Source organism: Euzebya sp. (genome assembly GCF_964222135.1).
GTDB lineage: Bacteria > Actinomycetota > Nitriliruptoria > Euzebyales > Euzebyaceae > Euzebya.
In genome coordinates, this window is sequence record NZ_CAXQBR010000104.1 from 37,744 (window position 1) to 53,899 (window position 16,156).

Annotated in this window: 19 protein-coding genes; 7 read left to right on the forward strand and 12 right to left on the reverse strand. The window is 74.8% G+C overall.

What is annotated here, in order from left to right:
* Nucleotides 1-2: 2 nt before the first annotated feature.
* Genes thiE through thiO form a run of 5 tightly spaced genes read right to left on the reverse strand, consistent with a single transcriptional unit; the run spans nucleotide 3 to nucleotide 3,258 of the window.
* Complete coding sequence (gene thiE, locus ACEQ2X_RS22805; RefSeq protein ID WP_370328186.1) at nucleotides 3-662, reverse strand: thiamine phosphate synthase; 660 nt, start codon at nucleotides 660-662, stop codon at nucleotides 3-5.
* Nucleotides 659-1,042 carry a hypothetical protein gene (locus ACEQ2X_RS22810; RefSeq protein WP_370328187.1) on the reverse strand — a complete coding sequence of 128 codons (384 nt, stop codon included), beginning with the start codon at nucleotides 1,040-1,042 and terminating at the stop codon, nucleotides 659-661. The genes thiE and ACEQ2X_RS22810 overlap by 4 nt, the downstream gene beginning before the upstream one ends.
* A 34-nt stretch (nucleotides 1,043-1,076) precedes the next feature.
* Nucleotides 1,077-1,886, reverse strand: coding sequence for a thiazole synthase (locus ACEQ2X_RS22815; protein WP_370328188.1), 810 nt, complete (start codon nucleotides 1,884-1,886; stop codon nucleotides 1,077-1,079).
* Nucleotides 1,883-2,095, reverse strand: coding sequence for a sulfur carrier protein ThiS (thiS, locus tag ACEQ2X_RS22820; RefSeq protein WP_370328189.1), 213 nt, complete (start codon nucleotides 2,093-2,095; stop codon nucleotides 1,883-1,885). Before thiS ends, ACEQ2X_RS22815 begins: the two co-directional genes overlap by 4 nt.
* Nucleotides 2,092-3,258, reverse strand: coding sequence for a glycine oxidase ThiO (gene thiO, locus ACEQ2X_RS22825; RefSeq protein ID WP_370328190.1), 1,167 nt, complete (start codon nucleotides 3,256-3,258; stop codon nucleotides 2,092-2,094). Before thiO ends, thiS begins: the two co-directional genes overlap by 4 nt.
* Nucleotides 3,259-3,324: 66 nt before the next feature.
* Between thiO and ACEQ2X_RS22830 the strand changes: the two genes are divergently transcribed.
* Together ACEQ2X_RS22830 and ACEQ2X_RS22835 are read left to right on the forward strand one after the other, a co-directional pair.
* A complete protein-coding gene (locus ACEQ2X_RS22830; RefSeq protein ID WP_370328191.1) occupies nucleotides 3,325-4,056 on the forward strand; it encodes a response regulator transcription factor in 732 nt (243 codons plus the stop codon).
* 7 nt (nucleotides 4,057-4,063) lie between these two features.
* Nucleotides 4,064-5,581 (forward strand): ATP-binding protein, encoded by a 1,518-nt coding sequence (locus ACEQ2X_RS22835; protein ID WP_370328192.1) that lies wholly within the window; start codon nucleotides 4,064-4,066, stop codon nucleotides 5,579-5,581.
* Nucleotides 5,582-5,589: 8 nt separating this feature from the next.
* On the opposite strand, the gene ACEQ2X_RS22840 is transcribed toward ACEQ2X_RS22835, so the two are convergent.
* Nucleotides 5,590-5,949 (reverse strand): hypothetical protein, encoded by a 360-nt coding sequence (locus ACEQ2X_RS22840; protein WP_370328193.1) that lies wholly within the window; start codon nucleotides 5,947-5,949, stop codon nucleotides 5,590-5,592.
* 24 nt (nucleotides 5,950-5,973) lie between these two features.
* Between ACEQ2X_RS22840 and pknB the strand changes: the two genes are divergently transcribed.
* The gene (gene pknB, locus ACEQ2X_RS22845) at nucleotides 5,974-7,983 is read left to right on the forward strand and encodes a Stk1 family PASTA domain-containing Ser/Thr kinase (protein WP_370328194.1); all 2,010 of its coding nucleotides are present in this window, start codon (nucleotides 5,974-5,976) and stop codon (nucleotides 7,981-7,983) included.
* 2 nt (nucleotides 7,984-7,985) lie between these two features.
* Here the strand turns inward: pknB and ACEQ2X_RS22850 are convergent, their stop codons facing one another.
* Genes ACEQ2X_RS22850 through ACEQ2X_RS22865 form a run of 4 tightly spaced genes read right to left on the reverse strand, consistent with a single transcriptional unit; the run spans nucleotide 7,986 to nucleotide 10,870 of the window.
* Nucleotides 7,986-8,813 carry a discoidin domain-containing protein gene (locus ACEQ2X_RS22850; RefSeq protein ID WP_370328195.1) on the reverse strand — a complete coding sequence of 276 codons (828 nt, stop codon included), beginning with the start codon at nucleotides 8,811-8,813 and terminating at the stop codon, nucleotides 7,986-7,988.
* Nucleotides 8,813-9,166, reverse strand: coding sequence for a response regulator (locus ACEQ2X_RS22855; RefSeq protein ID WP_370328196.1), 354 nt, complete (start codon nucleotides 9,164-9,166; stop codon nucleotides 8,813-8,815). Before ACEQ2X_RS22855 ends, ACEQ2X_RS22850 begins: the two co-directional genes overlap by 1 nt.
* Before the next feature lie 35 nt (nucleotides 9,167-9,201).
* Nucleotides 9,202-9,813: a molybdopterin-dependent oxidoreductase gene (locus ACEQ2X_RS22860; protein ID WP_370328197.1), complete on the reverse strand. Its 612-nt coding sequence runs from the start codon at nucleotides 9,811-9,813 to the stop codon at nucleotides 9,202-9,204.
* 22 nt (nucleotides 9,814-9,835) lie between these two features.
* The gene (locus tag ACEQ2X_RS22865) at nucleotides 9,836-10,870 is read right to left on the reverse strand and encodes a 6-phosphofructokinase (protein WP_370328198.1); all 1,035 of its coding nucleotides are present in this window, start codon (nucleotides 10,868-10,870) and stop codon (nucleotides 9,836-9,838) included.
* 130 nt (nucleotides 10,871-11,000) lie between these two features.
* On the opposite strand from ACEQ2X_RS22865, the gene glpK reads away from it, so the two are divergent.
* Both glpK and ACEQ2X_RS22875 read left to right on the forward strand, forming a co-directional pair.
* Nucleotides 11,001-12,512 carry a glycerol kinase GlpK gene (glpK, locus tag ACEQ2X_RS22870; protein WP_370328199.1) on the forward strand — a complete coding sequence of 504 codons (1,512 nt, stop codon included), beginning with the start codon at nucleotides 11,001-11,003 and terminating at the stop codon, nucleotides 12,510-12,512.
* Entirely contained in the window at nucleotides 12,509-13,072 is a 564-nt protein-coding gene (locus ACEQ2X_RS22875; RefSeq protein WP_370328200.1) for a hypothetical protein, read from the forward strand. The genes glpK and ACEQ2X_RS22875 overlap by 4 nt, the downstream gene beginning before the upstream one ends.
* 6 nt (nucleotides 13,073-13,078) lie before the next feature.
* Here the strand turns inward: ACEQ2X_RS22875 and ACEQ2X_RS22880 are convergent, their stop codons facing one another.
* On the reverse strand, nucleotides 13,079-13,807 hold the full coding sequence (locus tag ACEQ2X_RS22880; protein WP_370328201.1) for a lysophospholipid acyltransferase family protein: 729 nt from the start codon (nucleotides 13,805-13,807) through the stop codon (nucleotides 13,079-13,081).
* 91 nt (nucleotides 13,808-13,898) lie between these two features.
* On the opposite strand from ACEQ2X_RS22880, the gene ACEQ2X_RS22885 reads away from it, so the two are divergent.
* On the forward strand, nucleotides 13,899-14,411 hold the full coding sequence (locus ACEQ2X_RS22885) for a hypothetical protein (protein WP_370328202.1): 513 nt from the start codon (nucleotides 13,899-13,901) through the stop codon (nucleotides 14,409-14,411).
* 17 nt (nucleotides 14,412-14,428) lie between these two features.
* Nucleotides 14,429-15,241, forward strand: a complete 813-nt coding sequence (locus tag ACEQ2X_RS22890; protein ID WP_370328249.1) for a UbiA family prenyltransferase — start codon at nucleotides 14,429-14,431, stop codon at nucleotides 15,239-15,241.
* On the opposite strand, the gene ACEQ2X_RS22895 is transcribed toward ACEQ2X_RS22890, so the two are convergent.
* Entirely contained in the window at nucleotides 15,238-16,080 is an 843-nt protein-coding gene (locus tag ACEQ2X_RS22895; RefSeq protein ID WP_370328203.1) for a homogentisate phytyltransferase, read from the reverse strand. The two genes, ACEQ2X_RS22890 and ACEQ2X_RS22895, sit on opposite strands and share 4 nt — an antisense overlap.
* Nucleotides 16,081-16,156 lie beyond the last annotated feature (76 nt).

Sequence of the window (16,156 nt, forward strand, 5' to 3'; positions counted from 1 at the left end):
CCTCACCCCCTGGGCGACCAGGGGGAGGGGTGGGTCACGAGCAGGGCCGTCATGGCCTCGGCGACCGCCCGCGGGTCCGGCGCCTCGGTGAGGGCGCGGACGACGACCAGGCCATGGGCCCTCGCGGCGAGGACCGGCGCGGCGGTGTCCGGGGCCATTCCCCCGGTGACGTACCACGGGGTCGTCGCGACGGCGGCGGCGTGGCGGACCGGTTCGAGCCCGACGCCCGGCCGGCCCTCCTTGGTCGGGGTCGCCGACACCGGTCCGACGGCGAAGTAGTCGCAGTCCTCGCGCTGGGCGCGGTCGACCTCGGCGATCGAGTGGGTCGAGCGGCCGATCAGCAGATCCGGGCCCACGATCGCGCGTGCGGTCGCCGGATCGGCGTCGTCCTGGCCGACGTGGACGCCGTCGGCACCGGCCGCGACCGCGAGCTCGGGATCGTCGTTGACCACGAACAAGGCGTCGTGGCGGTCGCACGCCGCCCGGAACGCCGGCGCGGCGGCCAGCTGGGCGTCGCGGTCCGCGTCCTTGTCGCGCAGCTGGACCAGGTCCACCCCGCCGGCCAGGACCGCGTCGAGGAACGCGTCGAGGTCGTCCCGCAGCGGGGTGCAGAGGTACAGCCTGGCCTGCCCCAACCGCGACCGGCGGCGGTCGGGCGTCACCCCTCCCCCTCCCCCGAGGACCCGTCGTCGTCGCCCGCCGCCGCATCCTCGGCGACCGGGTCCTCCACCCGCGCGAGTCGGCGGGGGCGGATCCCGACGTCCGGCGCGCTCAGCCGCTCCCCCCGGCGGTCGGCCGTCCCCGCGCCCCCGAGGGCGTGCAGAGCGGTGATCACGGCGGTCGCGAGCAGCATCGCCGCGGCGAACATGGCCGCCCAACGGCCCATCAGCGCGAACGTCAGCCCGTTGAGCGCACCGTCGACCACGCAGCCGAGCACCGCGAGGGCGGCCAGCGCGCCGGCGGAGGTCTGCAGCCGACCCGGCACGTCGCGGAAGTCGACGAGCGGCCGCTCCTGCGGATCGGGACGTCCCGGGTGCTCCATGGCCGGGAAGGGTACCGGCGCCGGCCCAGACGACTCAGTCGTGCAGCTCCATGCGGCCGTAGTCCGGCGACGACGCGTCGGCGTAGAGCCGCTCGGTGATCCGGCCGGCCAGGTGCGCCTTGCGGCCGGCCCGGACCGCCGCGGCGATCGCCTCCCCCATCATCGCGGGGTCCTTCGCCCGCGTGACCGCGCTGGCGCACAGGACCGCGTCGCAGCCGACCTCCATGGCCTGGGCGGCGTGGGAGGCGGTGCCGACCCCCGCGTCGAGGATCACGGGGACCCCCGCCTGCTCGACGATGATCCGCAGGTTGTACGGGTTGCGGATCCCCGCGCCGGACCCGATCGGCGAGCCGAGCGGCATGACGGCGGCGCACCCCAGCTGCTCGAGGCGGCGGGCGACGACCGGGTCGTCCCCGCAGTAGGGCAGGACGGTGAAGCCGTCGTCGACCAGGGTCTCGGCGGCGTCGAGCAGCTCGACGGGGTCGGGGAACAGCGTCCGGTCGTCCCCGATCACCTCGAGCTTGATCCAGTCGGTGTCGAGGGCCTCGCGGGCCATGTGCGCGAGCGTGACCGCCTCGCGGGCCGTGTAGCACCCGGCGGTGTTCGGCAGCACCCGGATGCCGAGCTCGGTGATCACGTCGAGCACCGACCTGCCCGCCGAGGGGTCGAGGCGGCGCAGCGCCACGGTGGTCAGCGCGGTGCCTGACGCACGCAGGGCCGCGGCCAGCACCTCGTGGGAGGGCGCGCCCCCCGTCCCCATGATCAGCCGCGATCCCAGCGCCACGCCGGCGATCTCGAACGGGTCGTCGCTGATGGAGTGGGGGGCGGGAGGGGTGGTGGTCATCGAGCGCCTCCCTGGACGGCGGTCAGCACCTCGACGGTCTCGCCGCCGGTCAGGGCCGTGGTGGCCCACTGGCCGCGGCGGACGACGTCGCCGTCGACGGCCACGGCCACCCCGGGCCGGGAGGGGTCGTGGCCCAGCCGGGCGATGACGACGTCCAGCGTGGTGCCGGCGTCGAGGTCGGTCTCGGTGCCGTTGAGGGTGATGGTCATGGGGTGGCGGGGACGGGGTCGGCGGGGGTGCGGGACGGCTCCCGGGAGGGGCTGAAGGCGTCGAGGTCGACCGTCACCGGCCCGTGGCGGACCTCGACGGGGGCGCCGGTGACGTGGGCGGCGACGACCTCCGCGGTGATCGGCGACAGCAGGACGCCGTTGCGGTGGTGGCCGGTGGCGACCACCAGGCCGGGGTGGGACCCGACCGGGCCGAGCAGCGGGGCGTTGTCGGGGCTGCCCGGGCGCAGGCCGGCGATGGCCTCGACGAAGACGGCCTCGTCGATGCCGGGCAGCAGCTCCCAGGCGGCGCGGAGCAGCTCGTGGACGCCGCCGGCGGTCACCGACGTGTCGAAGCCCCGCTCCTCGACCGTGGCGCCGACGACGATGCGTCCGTCGGCGCGGTTGACGACGTACACCTCGATCCCGCGCAGGTTGCGGGTCGCCAGCGGACCCGTGGCGCTGCGGAGGTGCAGCAGCTGCCCCTTCACCGGTCGCACCGGCGGGAGGAGCCCGGCCAACCCCTCGACCTGGCTGGACCAGGCACCCGCGGCCAGCACCACCGCGCCCGCCGCCACCCCGGCGCCGTCGTCGAGGACCACCCCGGTCACCCGCTCGCCGTCCCGGGTGACGGCGCGCACCCCCTGGCGGCGCAGCACGATCGCCGGGTGGCGCTCGACGATCCCGAGCAGGCCGGTCACGAGGGCGCGGTTGTCGACCTGGTGGTCGCCGGGCACGTGCACCGCGCCGCGGACCGAGGGGGCCAGGGCCGGTTCGGCCTGCCGGGCGTCGCGGGACCGCAGCCACTCGGACTCGAGGCCGAGGGCGTGCTGGGTCGCCATCATGCGGCGCAGCTCGGCGGCGTCGTCGGCGGCGCGCGCGACCATGAGGCTGCCGCAGCGGGCGTAGCCGACGTCGGCGCCCCGGTCCGCGAGGTCCGCGGCCCAATCGGGCCACGCGGCGGAGGAGGCCAGGGTCAGGGCGAGCAGGTCGGTCTCGCCGTAGTGGAGCTCCGTGACGGGCGCGAGCATGCCCGCGGCCGCCCAGGACGCCCCGCGGCCGGGATCGGGGTCGAGGACGACGACGTCCAGCCCGGCGTCCGCGCAGCGGATCGCGCTGGACAGCCCGATGACCCCGGCTCCCACGATGACGACGTCTGCTGCCACGCACGGAACCCTATCCGCCGCGGGGCCGCCGGCAGGACCCCGGAGGGCGTCCCTCAGGCTCCCCTCATGAAGTCGTGGCACCCTGCGCGCGTGGCCGCCGTCGACCCACCCGACGTCCTGGTCGTCGACGACGACCCGGCGATCCTGGCGTCGCTCGGCCGGGCGCTCGCGCTGGAGGGGTTCGCACCGCGCACCGCAGACGGCGGGCTGGCCGCCCTGGCCGCGGTGCGCCGCCGTCGTCCGGACGTCATCGTGCTGGACGTCGGCATGCCCGACGTCGACGGGGTCCGGGTGGCGCGGCGGCTGCGGGCGGACGGCATCGACGTCCCGATCTGCGTGCTGTCCGCCCGCGACGAGGTGGCCGACCGCGTCGCCGGGCTGGAGGCCGGTGCCGACGACTACGTCGTCAAGCCCTTCGCCCTCGAGGAGCTGGTCGCGCGGCTGCACGCCCTGCTGCGGCGGGCCGGCGCGGCCGGGGCGGGGGACGGCGACGTGCGGGTCGTCGGCGACCTGGTCCTCGACCGCGCGCGACACGAGGTGCGGCGGGCCGAGGAGCCGATCGAGCTGACCCGTCGGGAGTTCGAGCTCCTCGACGCGCTGATGGCCCACGCGGGCGTGGTCCTGTCCCGCACCCAACTGCTCGAGCTCGTCTGGGGCTACGACTTCGAGACCGACGGCAACGTCGTCGACGTGTTCATCGGCTACCTCCGCCGCAAGACCGAGGCGGGTGGGGGTCCACGGCTGATCCACACCAAGCGGGGCGTCGGGTTCGTGCTCCGGCCGGCGGACGGCGGGTAGCCCGCCGATGCGGAGCCTCCGCGGACGCGTCGCCCTGGTCGCCAGCCTGGTGGTGGCCCTCGGCTTCGTGCTGACCGGCGTCGTCGTCCTGCGCGTCGCCGAGGACCGTGCCGTGGACCGCCTGGACGACCAGCTGGCCGAGCGCCTCGCGATCCTGACCGACGCCGGCCGGCCCGGGCCGGGGTTCGGCGGCGGTCCGCCCGGCGGGTTCGGCGGCTTCGGCGGGTTCGGGGGCAGTGCCGACGGGACGGGGGAGGCAGACGACGACGCGGACGACGACCAGGACGACGACGCGGACGACGAGGGCTGGACCGGGCCGTCCGGCGCGCCGCTGGCGGCGGTCCAGCGGCTCCGCCTGGCCGCCGAGCGGTCGCTCGGCCGTGGGTACTTCCTGGCGGTGCGGGGGCCCGGTGGCGGGACCCTGGCGACCCTCGGCGACGAGCCGGCGAACGACCCGCCGGCCGGTGCGGACGGTGACACGGCCACCTACGTCGACGACGCGGGCCGGCGCTGGCGGGTGATGACCGCGACCGTCGCCGAGGGCCTCGCGCAGCTGCAGATCGGCGGTGACGTGGACCAGCTGGTGGAGGAGTCGGTCGCGTCGCTGCGGCTGGTGCTCGTCGTCGTGGGCGGGACGGCGACGGTGGTGACCGGGCTGGCCACGGCGGCGGCCGCGGCGGCGTCCACCCGGCCCCTCCGCCGCCTCGGCGAGGCCACGCGGACCGTGGCGGAGACCCGGGACCTGTCCACCCGCGTGCCGACCGACGGGGTCCCCGCGGAGGTCGCGGAGGTCAGCGACGCCCTGAACACGATGCTGGGCCGGCTCGAGGCGGCCGATGCCGCCCAGCGCAGCGCCCTGCACGGCGCGCAGCGCTTCGCAGCCGACGCCGGCCACGAGCTGCGGACCCCGCTGACCGCCCTGCAGGCGGACCTCGACGCCCTCGTGCGCAACCCCGCGGCCCCGGCGGCGATCCGCGAGGAGGCGCTCGCCGCCGCGGCAGCGGAGGTCCGCCGGCTGTCCGCCCTGCTCGCGAGCCTGCAGGCCCTCGCCAGGGCCGACGCGGGGATGGCGGAGCCGCCGGGTCCGGTGGACCTCGCCGACGTCGCCGCCCAGGCCGTCGAGTCGGTCGCCCGGCGCCACCCGTCGGTCCGCCTGGATCCGCCCGCGGTCGACGGGTCGGTCGTGGTGCGCGGCAGCGAGGCGTGGTTGCGCAGCACCTGTGACAACCTGCTGGTGAACGCCGCCGTCCACGGCCGGGCCGACGGGCACGTCGTCACGCGCGTGCGGCGCACCGCCGACGGCGTCGAGCTGGTCGTCGATGACGACGGGCCGGGGATCCCCGCGACCCAGCGGGAGGCGGTGGTCCACCGCTTCGTCCGCGGCGCGGACGCCGACGACCGTCCGGGCAGCGGCCTCGGCCTGTCGCTCGTCGCCCAGCTGGTCGCGCTGCACGGCGGACGGGTCGCGCTCGGCGACAGCCCGCTCGGCGGCCTCCGGGTGGCCGTGACCCTCCCCGCGGCCTGAACCAGCCCTTACAGGGAGGGGTCGGACAGGTCCAGGGACCGCATCTGGTCCTCCAGCCGCTGGACCTCGATCGCCACCGCCTCGAGGTCCCGGGCGATCCGCACGTCGTACTGCGGGTAGAGGATCTGGAAGGACGTCTCGGCCGCCCCGATCTGCCAGCCGACGGTCTCGCAGAACTCACCGAGGTCGAACTCCCAGGTGAACAGCAGCTCACGTCCGTCGTCGTGCACCCACTCGGTCAGGAACCGGTTCGGACGGCGGGCGTACTGCACCGTGCCCTTCCGGTCCACCTGCACCGCACCGAACCCCAGCGCCTCGAGCTCCGCGTGCAGCGCGTCCGCGCCGTCGGGGTCACCAGGACTCTGCACCCGGCCAACCTACACTGGCGCCGCGTGTCCTCCCCTCCCCCGAACCCCTCGGGCCTGCAGCCCCCGGACGTCGCCGAGCGCCCCCGACCTGGCGGTCGGGTGCTCGCCGACCGCTATGCCGTGGGCAAGCGCATCGGGGCGGGTGGCATGGCGACGATCATCCGCGCGACCGACACGCACATGGATCGGGAGGTGGCGATCAAGGTCCTGCACCGCCACCTGGCCGACGACCCGGAGATCCGCGCGCGGTTCAAGCTCGAGGCCCGGCACGCCGCGTCCCTCAGCCACCCGAACGTCGTCGCGGTCTACGACCAGGGCGAGACCGACCTGCCCTACATCGTCATGGAGCTGGTGGACGGGCCCAGCCTGCGGGAGGTGCTGGCGGGCCACGGCCCCCTCTCCCCCGCCCAGATGCTGGCCGTCGTCGTGCCGCTGTGCCAGGCCCTCGCGACCGCGCACGCCCAGGGTCTGGTGCACCGCGACGTGAAGCCCGAGAACGTGCTGATCACCCCCGACGGGATGCCGAAGCTCGCGGACTTCGGCATCGCCCGGGTGATGGCCGCGACCAGCCACACCGCGACGGGCACGCTGGTCGGCAGCGTCCACTACCTGGCCCCCGAGCTGGTCGGCGGCATCGAGGCCACCCCGGCGAGCGACCAGTACGCGCTGGCCGTCATGGCCTTCGAGCTGCTCACCGGCCGCAAGCCGCTGCCGGCCGAGACGCCGATGGCCATCGCGCTCCGCCACGCGAACGAGGACGTCCCACCGCCCAGCCGCTACGCCCCCGAGGTGCCACCCGCCCTCGACACGGCCATCGCCATCGCCACCTCGCGGGACCCCCAGCAGCGCTACGCCTCGGTCGAGGCGTTCGCCGCCGCCCTCACCGCCGCGGTGCCCGACGGACCCGACGCGGTCACCACGACGTCGTCCGACGGCACCGTCCACACGATGATCCTGCCGCCCGAGGACCTCGACACCATGTCGCTGTCCGCGGCCGCGCTGGACGAGCGGACGCGGGCGGAGCAGGCGCTGGAGGCGCGCCGCGCCGCCCCGCCGCCGCGGCGCTCGGGTCCGCGACGACGCCCCGGTCGTCGGGCGGGTCGCGGCGCGGGCATCGCCGCCGTCGTGGTGGTGGTGCTGGGGCTGCTCGCCGGCGGCGGCTGGCTCTACTGGGACCAGGTCGTCGCGCCCGTCGCCGCGGTCCCGGGGCTCGTCGGGCTGGACCGCGCGGAGGCCCAGTCCGTGCTCGCGGACCGCGGGTTCACCCTGGAGATCGACGAGTCGGCCGAGGAGTACCGGCTCGAGGAGCCCGCCGGGACGATCATCGGCCAGCGCCCGTCGGAGGGGACGGAGATGCGCGCCGGCGGGATCGTCCGGGTCGGCGTGTCGCTCGGCCCGCGGACCGTCGAGATGCCGGAGTTCGTGGGCCGGCCCTACGACGACATCACCGCAGAGGTGGAGGCGAACTTCTTCGACCTCGCCGAGCCGGCCCAGGAGCACTCCGACACCGTCCCGGTCGGGCACGTGATCAGCCAGGACCCCCCGCCGGGCGAGCCGGTCCCACAGGGCAGCGACATCAGCGTCGTCGTGTCCCTCGGGGTCCGCCAGGTGGCGGTGCCGGCGGTCGTCGGGCTGCCCGAGGCCGACGCGCTGGCCGCCCTGGAGGCCGCCGAGCTGGCCGGCACCATCGTCGCCGAGGAGCACTCCGACGAGTTCCCCGAGGCCGGCACGGTCATCGCCCAGTCCGTCCCGGGCGACAGCCAGGTCGACGTGCGGAGCGGCATCGAGCTGACCACGTCGCTCGGGCCGCTGACCATCGAGGTGCCTGACGTGGTGGACATGAGCCCGGAGGACGCCCGCGCTGAGCTCGAGGGCCTGGGCCTCGTCGTCGAGGAGTACACCGAACCGCAGCAGACGCTCGGCCCCCTCACGTTCGGCCAGCCCTACCGGGTGCAGTACACCGACCCCGCGGTGGGCACGCCGGTCCAGCGCGGCGCCACGGTGACGATCGCGTACCTCACGCCGCCCGGCTGAGGTCAGCCGCCCGCCTCGACCACGACCTCGCTGAGCGCGAGGTCGGCGTAGCGGTCGCCGGGGATCGCCTCGGTGACGACGATGCGGATCCGGTCGGCGTCGACGGGCTCGGGCAGCCGGATCGCCTGGGCCCCCATCGCGTCCTCGAGGGCGACCCGGAACTGCCGGTCACCGACGTCGATGCGGACCGCGGCCGCCCGGCCGTTCTCGGCGAAGTGCTGCTCGCTGGTCTGATCGCCGTTCCAGAGGAGCAGGCGGCGGACGGCGACCTCCGAGGCGAGGGTGATGTCGAGCCACTCGTCCACACCCGGTCCCTGGGCGGACTCCGTCCACGCCGTCGCCGGATCGCCGTCGATGGCGAGGGAGGCCGGGTGGTCCTCGAGGGCGGAGCTGGCGGCCGCGGCCTGGAGCGCCACGCCACGCGGCACCACGTCGGCGCCCGGCGTCCGCACTCGCGACGTCACCAGCGCCAGGAGCACACCGGCGGTGATCAGCGCTCCCAGGATGACCAGCGCCAGGACCAGCCCGGGCCCGTCGCGGCCGGCTGCCGGCCCCGGTGCGGTGTCGGGGGGGTCGAAGGCGGACTCGGGCAGGGCATCGCCGCCGGGCACCTCGTCGCGGAGCGGTGTGCCGCAGCGCGCGCAGATCGGTCGGCTGGCGGCGTTCCCGGCCCCGCACTCCCCGCACTCGACCAGCCGCGGGGCGTCCGGGTCGGCGACCACGGCCGTCGGCTCGGGGGCGGGGCCGAGGCGCTGCCCGCACCGCGTGCAGAAGCGCGCCCCCTCCGGCGGGTCCTCCCCGCAGCGGGGGCAGGCGCGCACCCTCGCCATCACGGGCCGGCCATCTCCTCGATCAGCGCCTCCAGCTCGTCGACCCCGAACGGCTTGGCCAGGTGGCGCACCCCGGTGGGCACCGCGCCGGGTCCGTCTGACAGCAGCGCCGCGCTGAGCAGCGCCACCTCGCTCGGCATCAACCCGTCGGCCTGCAGGCGTCCGAGCAGCTGCAGCCCGGACTCGCCGGGCATCGAGACGTCGAGGAGCATCGCGTCGACGTCGGCGGCGCGGAGGACGTCGTAGGCCTCGGCGGCGGACGCGGCGAGCACGACGTCGTGGCCCCAGCGCTCCAGGTTGATCTGCAGGATCATCCGGAGGTCGGGCTCGTCATCGACGACCAGGAACCGCATCGCTCATCCCTCCGGGGGCGGACCCCCCTGTGGTCCTACTCCTGATAGCTGTAGCGCTGCTCGGTCTCGGGGAAGGCGTCGTTGTGGTAGCCGCGCTCCTCCCAGAAGCCGCGCCGGTCGGCCGTCATCACCTCGATGCCGGTCACCCACTTGCAGGACTTCCAGGCGTATCGCTTCGGCAGGACCAGCCGGAGCGGCCAGCCGTGCTCGACGGTGATGTCCTCACCGTCGCGGCGCCAGGTGAAGATCACGTCGTCGTCGAGCATCGCGTCGAGCGGCACGTTGGTCGTGTAGCCCTCCGCGCCGTGCAGCATGACGTGCGACGCCTCCGCGGTGGGTCGCAAGGCCGCGAGGGCGGTGCGGCTGGCGACGCCGAACCAGTCGTTGTCGAACATGCTCCACTTGGTCACGCAGTGGAAGTCGCTGCGCACCGTCGTGGTGGGCAGCTGCTTGAACTCGGCGATCGTCCAGGCGGTGGGGTTCTCGACGGCGCCCCAGCCGCGGATCGTCTGAGTGCGCTCGTCGACGGCGGGAGCGTGGCCGAAGTGCAGCACCGGCCAGCCGCGCGCCTCGTACTGGCCGGGCGGCAGGCGGTGGGCGTTCGGGCTGGTCACGTCGTGGTCGCTCCTCGCGGTCGGTGCGGGCATCCTGCCCCCTCGGGTGGGTGGGTCACCCGAAGAAGACGCTCGCCACCTCGTACATCTCCGGGGGGACGCGCTTCAACTCGCGGGTGGCCTCGGCGAGCGGGCAGGTCCGGATGCTGTTGCCGTGCTGGCCGACCATGACGCCCCAGCTCCCGGCCTCGGCGTGGTCGGCGGCGGCGACGCCGAGGGACGACGCGAGCACCCGGTCAGCTGCGTTCGGCGACCCGCCGCGCTGGACGTGGCCCAGCACGGTGACGCGCGTCGAGAACCCGGTCCGCCGCTCGATCTCCGGGCCGAGCAGGTTGACCAGGCCGCCCAGGCGCGGACGGCCGAACTCGTCGGTCTCGTAGTCGGGCAGCGCCATGGACCCCTCCACCGGGACCGCGCCCTCGGCCACCACGACGATCGAGAAGTTCCGGCCCAGCCCGTGGCGCCGTCGGAGGTGGCGGCAGACCGCGTCCAGGTCGAAGGGCTTCTCGGGGATGAGGATCGCGTCGGCGCCGCCGGCCATCCCGGCGTAGGTGGCGATCCAGCCGACGTGGCGGCCCATCACCTCGAGGATCATCACGCGGTTGTGGCTCTCCGCGGTCGAGTGGAGGCGGTCCACGGCCTCCGCCGCGATCTCGACGGCGGTGGAGAACCCGATGGTCGCGTCGGTCCCGCCGAGGTCGTTGTCGATCGTCTTCGGGATGCCGATGATCGGGATGCCGTGGTCCTCGGCGAGCACGCGGGCGGCCGAGAGGGTCCCCTCCCCGCCGACGACCAGGAACCCGTCCAGCTCGTGGATCTGCAGGGTCTCCCCGATCCGGGCGACCCCGTCCGGGGCGGCGACGGGGTCGGTCCGGCTGGTGCCGAGCATCGTGCCGCCGAGGTGGAGGGTGCCCTTCACCGCGCTGCGGTCCAGGCGCTCGCAGGCCGCGTCCAGGACGCCCTGCCAGCCGTTGCGGAAGCCCAGCACCGCGATGTCGTAGGACTCGGCCCGCCTGACGACCGCGCGGATCACCGCGTTCAGGCCGGGGCAGTCGCCCCCGCCCGTCAGGATGCCGATGCGCCTGGTCATGGGACCGCATGCTAGGGGGCGCCGCGGACGCGCGTGCTAGACAGGCGGGGTCACAGCCCGCGGCGCCGGGGCAGATCACCCGGGGAGTCCAAACCGCCCAGGAGTCAGACCGCCCAGGAGTTCAGACAGCATGGCCACCATCCTCACCATCGACGCCGGCACCACCGGTGTGACCGCGCTGCTCGTCGACGAGGCCGGCCAGCTGCTCGCGCGGGGGTACGCGGAGTTCCCCCAGCACTTCCCGCGACCCGGCTGGGTCGAGCACGACGGGGCGGAGATCACCGACGCGCTGCTCGACGCCTGCCGCGCGGCCCTCGACGAGGGGGGTATCGACGCCGCGGACCTGACCTGCATCGGGATCACCAACCAGCGCGAGACCGCGATCGTGTGGGACCGGGCGACGGGTGACCCGATCCACCACGCGATCGTCTGGCAGGACCGCCGGACCGCAGGGGTCTGCGACCGGCTCGTGTCCCACGGCCACGACGCGGCGATACGGTCGACCACCGGCCTGGTCGTCGACGCGTACTTCTCGGGCACCAAGGTCGCGTGGCTCCTCGACCACGTGGAGGGGGCGCGGACGCGCGCCGAGGCCGGCGAGCTGGCGTTCGGCACGATCGACACGTGGGTGGTCCACCAGCTGACGGGCGGCGCGGCCCACGTCACCGAGCCGTCGAACGCGTGCCGCACGATGCTGTACGACATCGGCGCCCGGGAGTGGTCGCCGGCGATGTGCGAGCTGCTCGACGTGCCGATGTCGCTGCTCGCCGAGGTGCGGCCGAGCACGGGGGAGTTCGGGACCACCGACCCCGAGGTCTTCTTCGGCGCGTCGATCCCGATCACCGGGATCCTCGGCGACCAGCAGGCCGCGCTGTTCGGGCAGGGCTGCTGGACCGAGGGCACGTCGAAGAACACCTACGGCACCGGGTCCTTCGTGCTGCTCAACACCGGGTCGACGCGGCCGACGTCCGCGCGGCTCCTCGCCAGCATCGGCTGGGACCTGGGCGACGGGCCGACGTACGTGCTGGAGGGATCGATCTTCGTGACCGGTGCGGCGGTCCAGTGGCTGCGCGACGGCCTCGGGGTGATCGAGTCGGCGGAGGAGACCGGGCCGCTGGCGGAGTCGGTGGGCGACACCGGCGACGTGTACCTCGTCCCGGCGTTCACCGGGTTGGGCGCCCCCCACTGGGACCCCTACGCGCGGGGGACGATCGTCGGGCTGACCAGGGGGACGACCCGGGCGCACCTGGCGCGGGCCGTCGTCGAGGCGATGGCGTTCCAGACCCGCGACGTGATCGAGGCGATGCAGGACGACTCGTCGGTCACGCTCGAGGAGCTCCGCGCCGACGGCGGCGCCTCCGCCATGGACCTGCTGTGCCAGCTCCAGGCGGACCTCCTCGGCGTGCCGGTCCTGCGTCCGCAGGTGCGCGAGACGACCGCGCTCGGCGCCGCGTTCGCCGCCGGGCTGGGCGCCGGCGTGTGGTCGTCGACGGACGACCTGGCCGACGTGTGGCAGCTCGACGCCCGGTTCGAGCCGTCCATGGACGACGACGAGCGCCACCGCCGCCAGCTGCGGTGGCGGGAGGCGGTGCACCGCTCCCGTGGCTGGGCCGTGGACGACGACGAGGGAGGCGTGGCGTGAGCATGCAGCAGGCCTGGGACTTCGAGCTGTCGAGCGCGCTGGCCGCGCACCGGCCGACCCTCGGGTGGTTGCCCGACCACCTGGTGCAGCTGGTCCCCGAGGAGCCCGTAGCCGCGCACCTGCTCAGCATGGCGAGCGACCTGTGCGACGCCGGCCACGTCCACCTGGACATCATCCTGTGGCTCCTCACCGACGTCGAGCTGCACTCGGTGATCGTGTCCGAGGAGCACTACGACCGCGGTCCCGAGGACGTCGAGACCACGTTCGAGGCGACGGTGTCGAGCCACCCGCTCGACACCGTCGTGGGCACCCAGATCTCGACGGCGAGCCACCCCGACGGGTTGCAGCTCGACGTGTCGCTCGCCGTCATGCTGGACACCCCCGGCCACACCGGGCACGCGGACGCCGTCGGGGTCGACGAGGAGGACGTCTTCAGCTACGCGCTCGCCCTGCAGCCCGCGTCGTTGAACTTCACCGTCGGGCCGGAGAAGACCGACGAGCTGGTGATGTTCGGCCGCGACCTGCTCGACGCCCGCAACGCGCTCCTCCGCCGGCGGTAGAGGAGGTCAGGCCGCCTGCTTCTCCTCGTCGATCTGGCGGCCGAGGGCGGCGAGGTCACCTGATCCGATCTCGGCCTGGCCGGACTTGACCGCGGCGGCGTACTCGTCGACGTACTCCTGGCCGCTCAAGAGCATCAGCTCGTACATCAGCTCGTCCGTGGCGCTGCGCAGCACGAAGCGGTCGTCGTCGCGGCCGGCGTAGCGGCTGAAGTCGAGCGGCTGGCCGATCCGCACGCCGACGTCGCCGCCGAGGCGGGGCACCTTCGCGCCCGGGGGGAGGATGTCGAACACGCCGAGCATGGCGACGGGGATGATCGGCACCCCCGTGCGCAGGGCCAGGCGGACGGGGCCGGTCTTGCCCCGGTACAGCCGGCCGTCGGGCGTGCGGGTGCCCTCTGGGTAGATGCCGAGCAACTTGCCCTGCTCGAGGATCTCCTGGCCCTTCTGCAGCGACCGCTCCGCGGCGTCCCCGCCCTCGCGGTTGATCGGCATGACGCCGACGTTCTCGAAGAAGTACTTCTGCCAGCCGGAGAAGTAGTCGCTCTTGCCGAGGAAGAAGATCGGCCGGTCGACGTAGGCCGGAAGGAAGAAGTGGTCGAGGAACGACAGGTGGTTCGAGGCGAGGATCGCCGGGCCGGTCGCCGGGATGTGCTCCACCCCCTCGATCGAGGGGCGGTACACAGCTGTCAGCACAGGCGGCAGCACGGCGTGGATGGTCCTGTAGAGCAGGGGCATCCGTTCATCTCGAGCCACCGGTCCTCCGTTTCCTCTTCTCGCTCCACCGGCTGGTAAGAAGTGTTCCCCCGAACGGGTCGTGAGAAGTCTAGTGGACGCACCCGATCAGACGAGGGCCGACGACGTGGACCCCCAGCACGGGCGGGGCACCGCCCTGACCGCATTCGACCGCCGCACCGCGCAGGCGGTCGTCACGGTGCTCGGACGCGCGGGCATCGACGCCTGGCTCGCGGGCGTGGACGCCGAGGAGGCGGAGGTGCACGTCCCCGAGGGCCGCCGCGACGAGGCCCTCCGCGCGCTGGGTGCGCGGATGGAGGAGGTGCGCCAGGCCGCCGCGGAGGTCGACGCGGCCGAGGCCCGGCGCCGTGGTGATCGGGGGCGCGCCCCCCGGGCGGCCCCGCGGGATCCCGACGACGTGCACGACGGCCCGCCGTTGGTGATGGAGCGGCTCCGCGGGATGGGTTGGCTCCTCGCCGTCCTGCTGGTCCCGCTGCTGGCGGTCACGCTCGCCCCGACCCTGCGCGGTGACGTGGCGATCCGCGCGGTGGTGGTCGTGGCGGTGGTCGTGGTCGCCGTGATCGTGTACCGGCGGCGGCGGTCCTGACCACGCCGACCGGTCTGCTGGCGGCGTCCCACCCGGGACCTTCGGCGGTCGTCGCGATCACGGCGCTCGGCCTGGCCGTGGCGGCCGGGGCCGGGCCGGGTCGCAGCGCCCTCGTCGTCGCCGCGGTCGCCTGCGGGCAGCTGTCGATCGGGTGGTCCAACGATTGGCTCGACGCCGTCCGCGGGCTCGACGACGACCGGCAGGACAAGGCGGTGGGCACCGGCCGGGCGACCGTCGGGGCGGTGCGCACCGCGGCCCTCGTGGCGCTGGCCGCCTGCGTCGTGCTGTCGGCCCTCCTCGGCCCCCTCGCGGCCGCGGTGCACCTGGTGGCCGTCGCGGGCGGCTGGGCCTACAACGCGCGGTTGAAGACGACGGCCCTGAGCCCCCTCCCCTACCTGGTGTCCTTCGGGTTGCTCCCCTCGGTCGTGACCGCCGCCGCGGGCGCCGGCGCGGCGCCGGTGTGGGCGACGGCGACCGGCGCGTGCTTCGGGGTCGGCGGGCACTTCGCCAACGTCCTGCCCGACCTGGCCGTCGACGCGGCTGCGGGGGTGCGGGGGCTCCCCCACCGGGTGGGTCGGGCCGGGACGCTCGCCGGCACCGTCGGGGCGCTCGGGGTCGGGGCGGCGACGGTCCTGGTCGTCCCCGGGGACGCGGCGGTGGACCCGCTGACCGCGGGCGTCGCGGCGGTGGTCGCCGGGCTGCTCGTGGCGGTGCTGGGCCTGGGGGCGGCTCGTCGGGACGAAGCGGCCTACCGCGCCGCGATGGCCACCGGGCTGCTCATCGTCGCCCTGCTCGTGGTCCGCGGTGACGCGCTGGTGGGCGCGGCCTAGAGGACCGCCGCGACCGGGAAGGCCACGTACTCGGCGAAGAAGAGCAACCAGATCTGGGAGTAGAACCGCTTGAGCGAGGCGGGGTCGTCGGAGTCGATGCGCCGGGCGATGACGGCGAGGGCGGCCAGCAGGGCCACGTGGCCGACCGCGAGCAGGGTGCCGTTGACCCCCGCCAACCCGACGACGCCGGCGACGATCAGGGACACGTAGCACGCGGCGAGGATCGCGAGGCCGACGGCGAGGACGCGCGTCAACCCGACCCGCAGGACGAGGGTGGCGATGCCGTGCTGGGCGTCGCCGACCGCGTCGGGGATGTCCTTGAACCAGCTGATGGCGATCGTCAGGCCGAGCACCATCCCGGTCAGCGCCCAGACGTGCTGGGGGATCGCCGCCGCGCCCGCCACCCCCGCGTGGAAGTGCGCGTACACGAACAGGTTCACCGTCAGCGCGCGCACCGACGTGATCGACGCGGCCGCGGCGACGTGGAACCGCTTGAGGCGCAACGGCGGCACGGAGTACGCCGTCCCGACCGCCAGGCCGATCAGGACCGCGGCGAGCAGCCACGGCCCCGCCACCACCGCGGCCCCCACGGCGACCAGCGCGGACAGCGCCACCCAGGTCCGACCCGTCCGGACCGTGATCGCCCCGGCCGCGAGGGGCAGGCCCGGCTTGTTGATCCGGTCGATCTCCACGTCGGTCAGCTGGTTGATGCCGACGATGTAGACGTTGGTGGCGAGGGCGGCGAGCAGCGCGAGGGCCAGCGACCCGACGCCGGCGGCAGCAGGCCCCTCCCCCGTCCATGCCCCGGCCATCGCCCACAGCCCGACGACCGCCAGCACCGTGCCGATGATCGTGTGGGGTCGCGCTAAGCCGACGAAGCCGGCCACCGGCGATCTCGGGGGAGGCGTCGCGCAG

Excerpts from the sequence above, each read along its gene's own strand:
- ACEQ2X_RS22810 (WP_370328187.1), bottom strand. The coding sequence starts at position 1,042 with ATGGAGCACCCGGGACGTCCCGATCCGCAGGAGCGGCCGCTCGTCGAC.
- ACEQ2X_RS22860 (WP_370328197.1), bottom strand. The coding sequence starts at position 9,813 with ATGCCCGCACCGACCGCGAGGAGCGACCACGACGTGACCAGCCCGAAC.
- ACEQ2X_RS22855 (WP_370328196.1), bottom strand. The coding sequence starts at position 9,166 with ATGCGGTTCCTGGTCGTCGATGACGAGCCCGACCTCCGGATGATCCTG.
- ACEQ2X_RS22865 (WP_370328198.1), bottom strand. The coding sequence starts at position 10,870 with ATGACCAGGCGCATCGGCATCCTGACGGGCGGGGGCGACTGCCCCGGC.
- ACEQ2X_RS22835 (WP_370328192.1), top strand. The coding sequence starts at position 4,064 with ATGCGGAGCCTCCGCGGACGCGTCGCCCTGGTCGCCAGCCTGGTGGTG.
- ACEQ2X_RS22850 (WP_370328195.1), bottom strand. The coding sequence starts at position 8,813 with ATGGCGAGGGTGCGCGCCTGCCCCCGCTGCGGGGAGGACCCGCCGGAG.
- ACEQ2X_RS22830 (WP_370328191.1), top strand. The coding sequence starts at position 3,325 with ATGAAGTCGTGGCACCCTGCGCGCGTGGCCGCCGTCGACCCACCCGAC.
- glpK (WP_370328199.1), top strand. The coding sequence starts at position 11,001 with ATGGCCACCATCCTCACCATCGACGCCGGCACCACCGGTGTGACCGCG.
- ACEQ2X_RS22880 (WP_370328201.1), bottom strand. The coding sequence starts at position 13,807 with ATGCCCCTGCTCTACAGGACCATCCACGCCGTGCTGCCGCCTGTGCTG.
- ACEQ2X_RS22815 (WP_370328188.1), bottom strand. The coding sequence starts at position 1,886 with ATGACCACCACCCCTCCCGCCCCCCACTCCATCAGCGACGACCCGTTC.
- thiS (WP_370328189.1), bottom strand. The coding sequence starts at position 2,095 with ATGACCATCACCCTCAACGGCACCGAGACCGACCTCGACGCCGGCACC.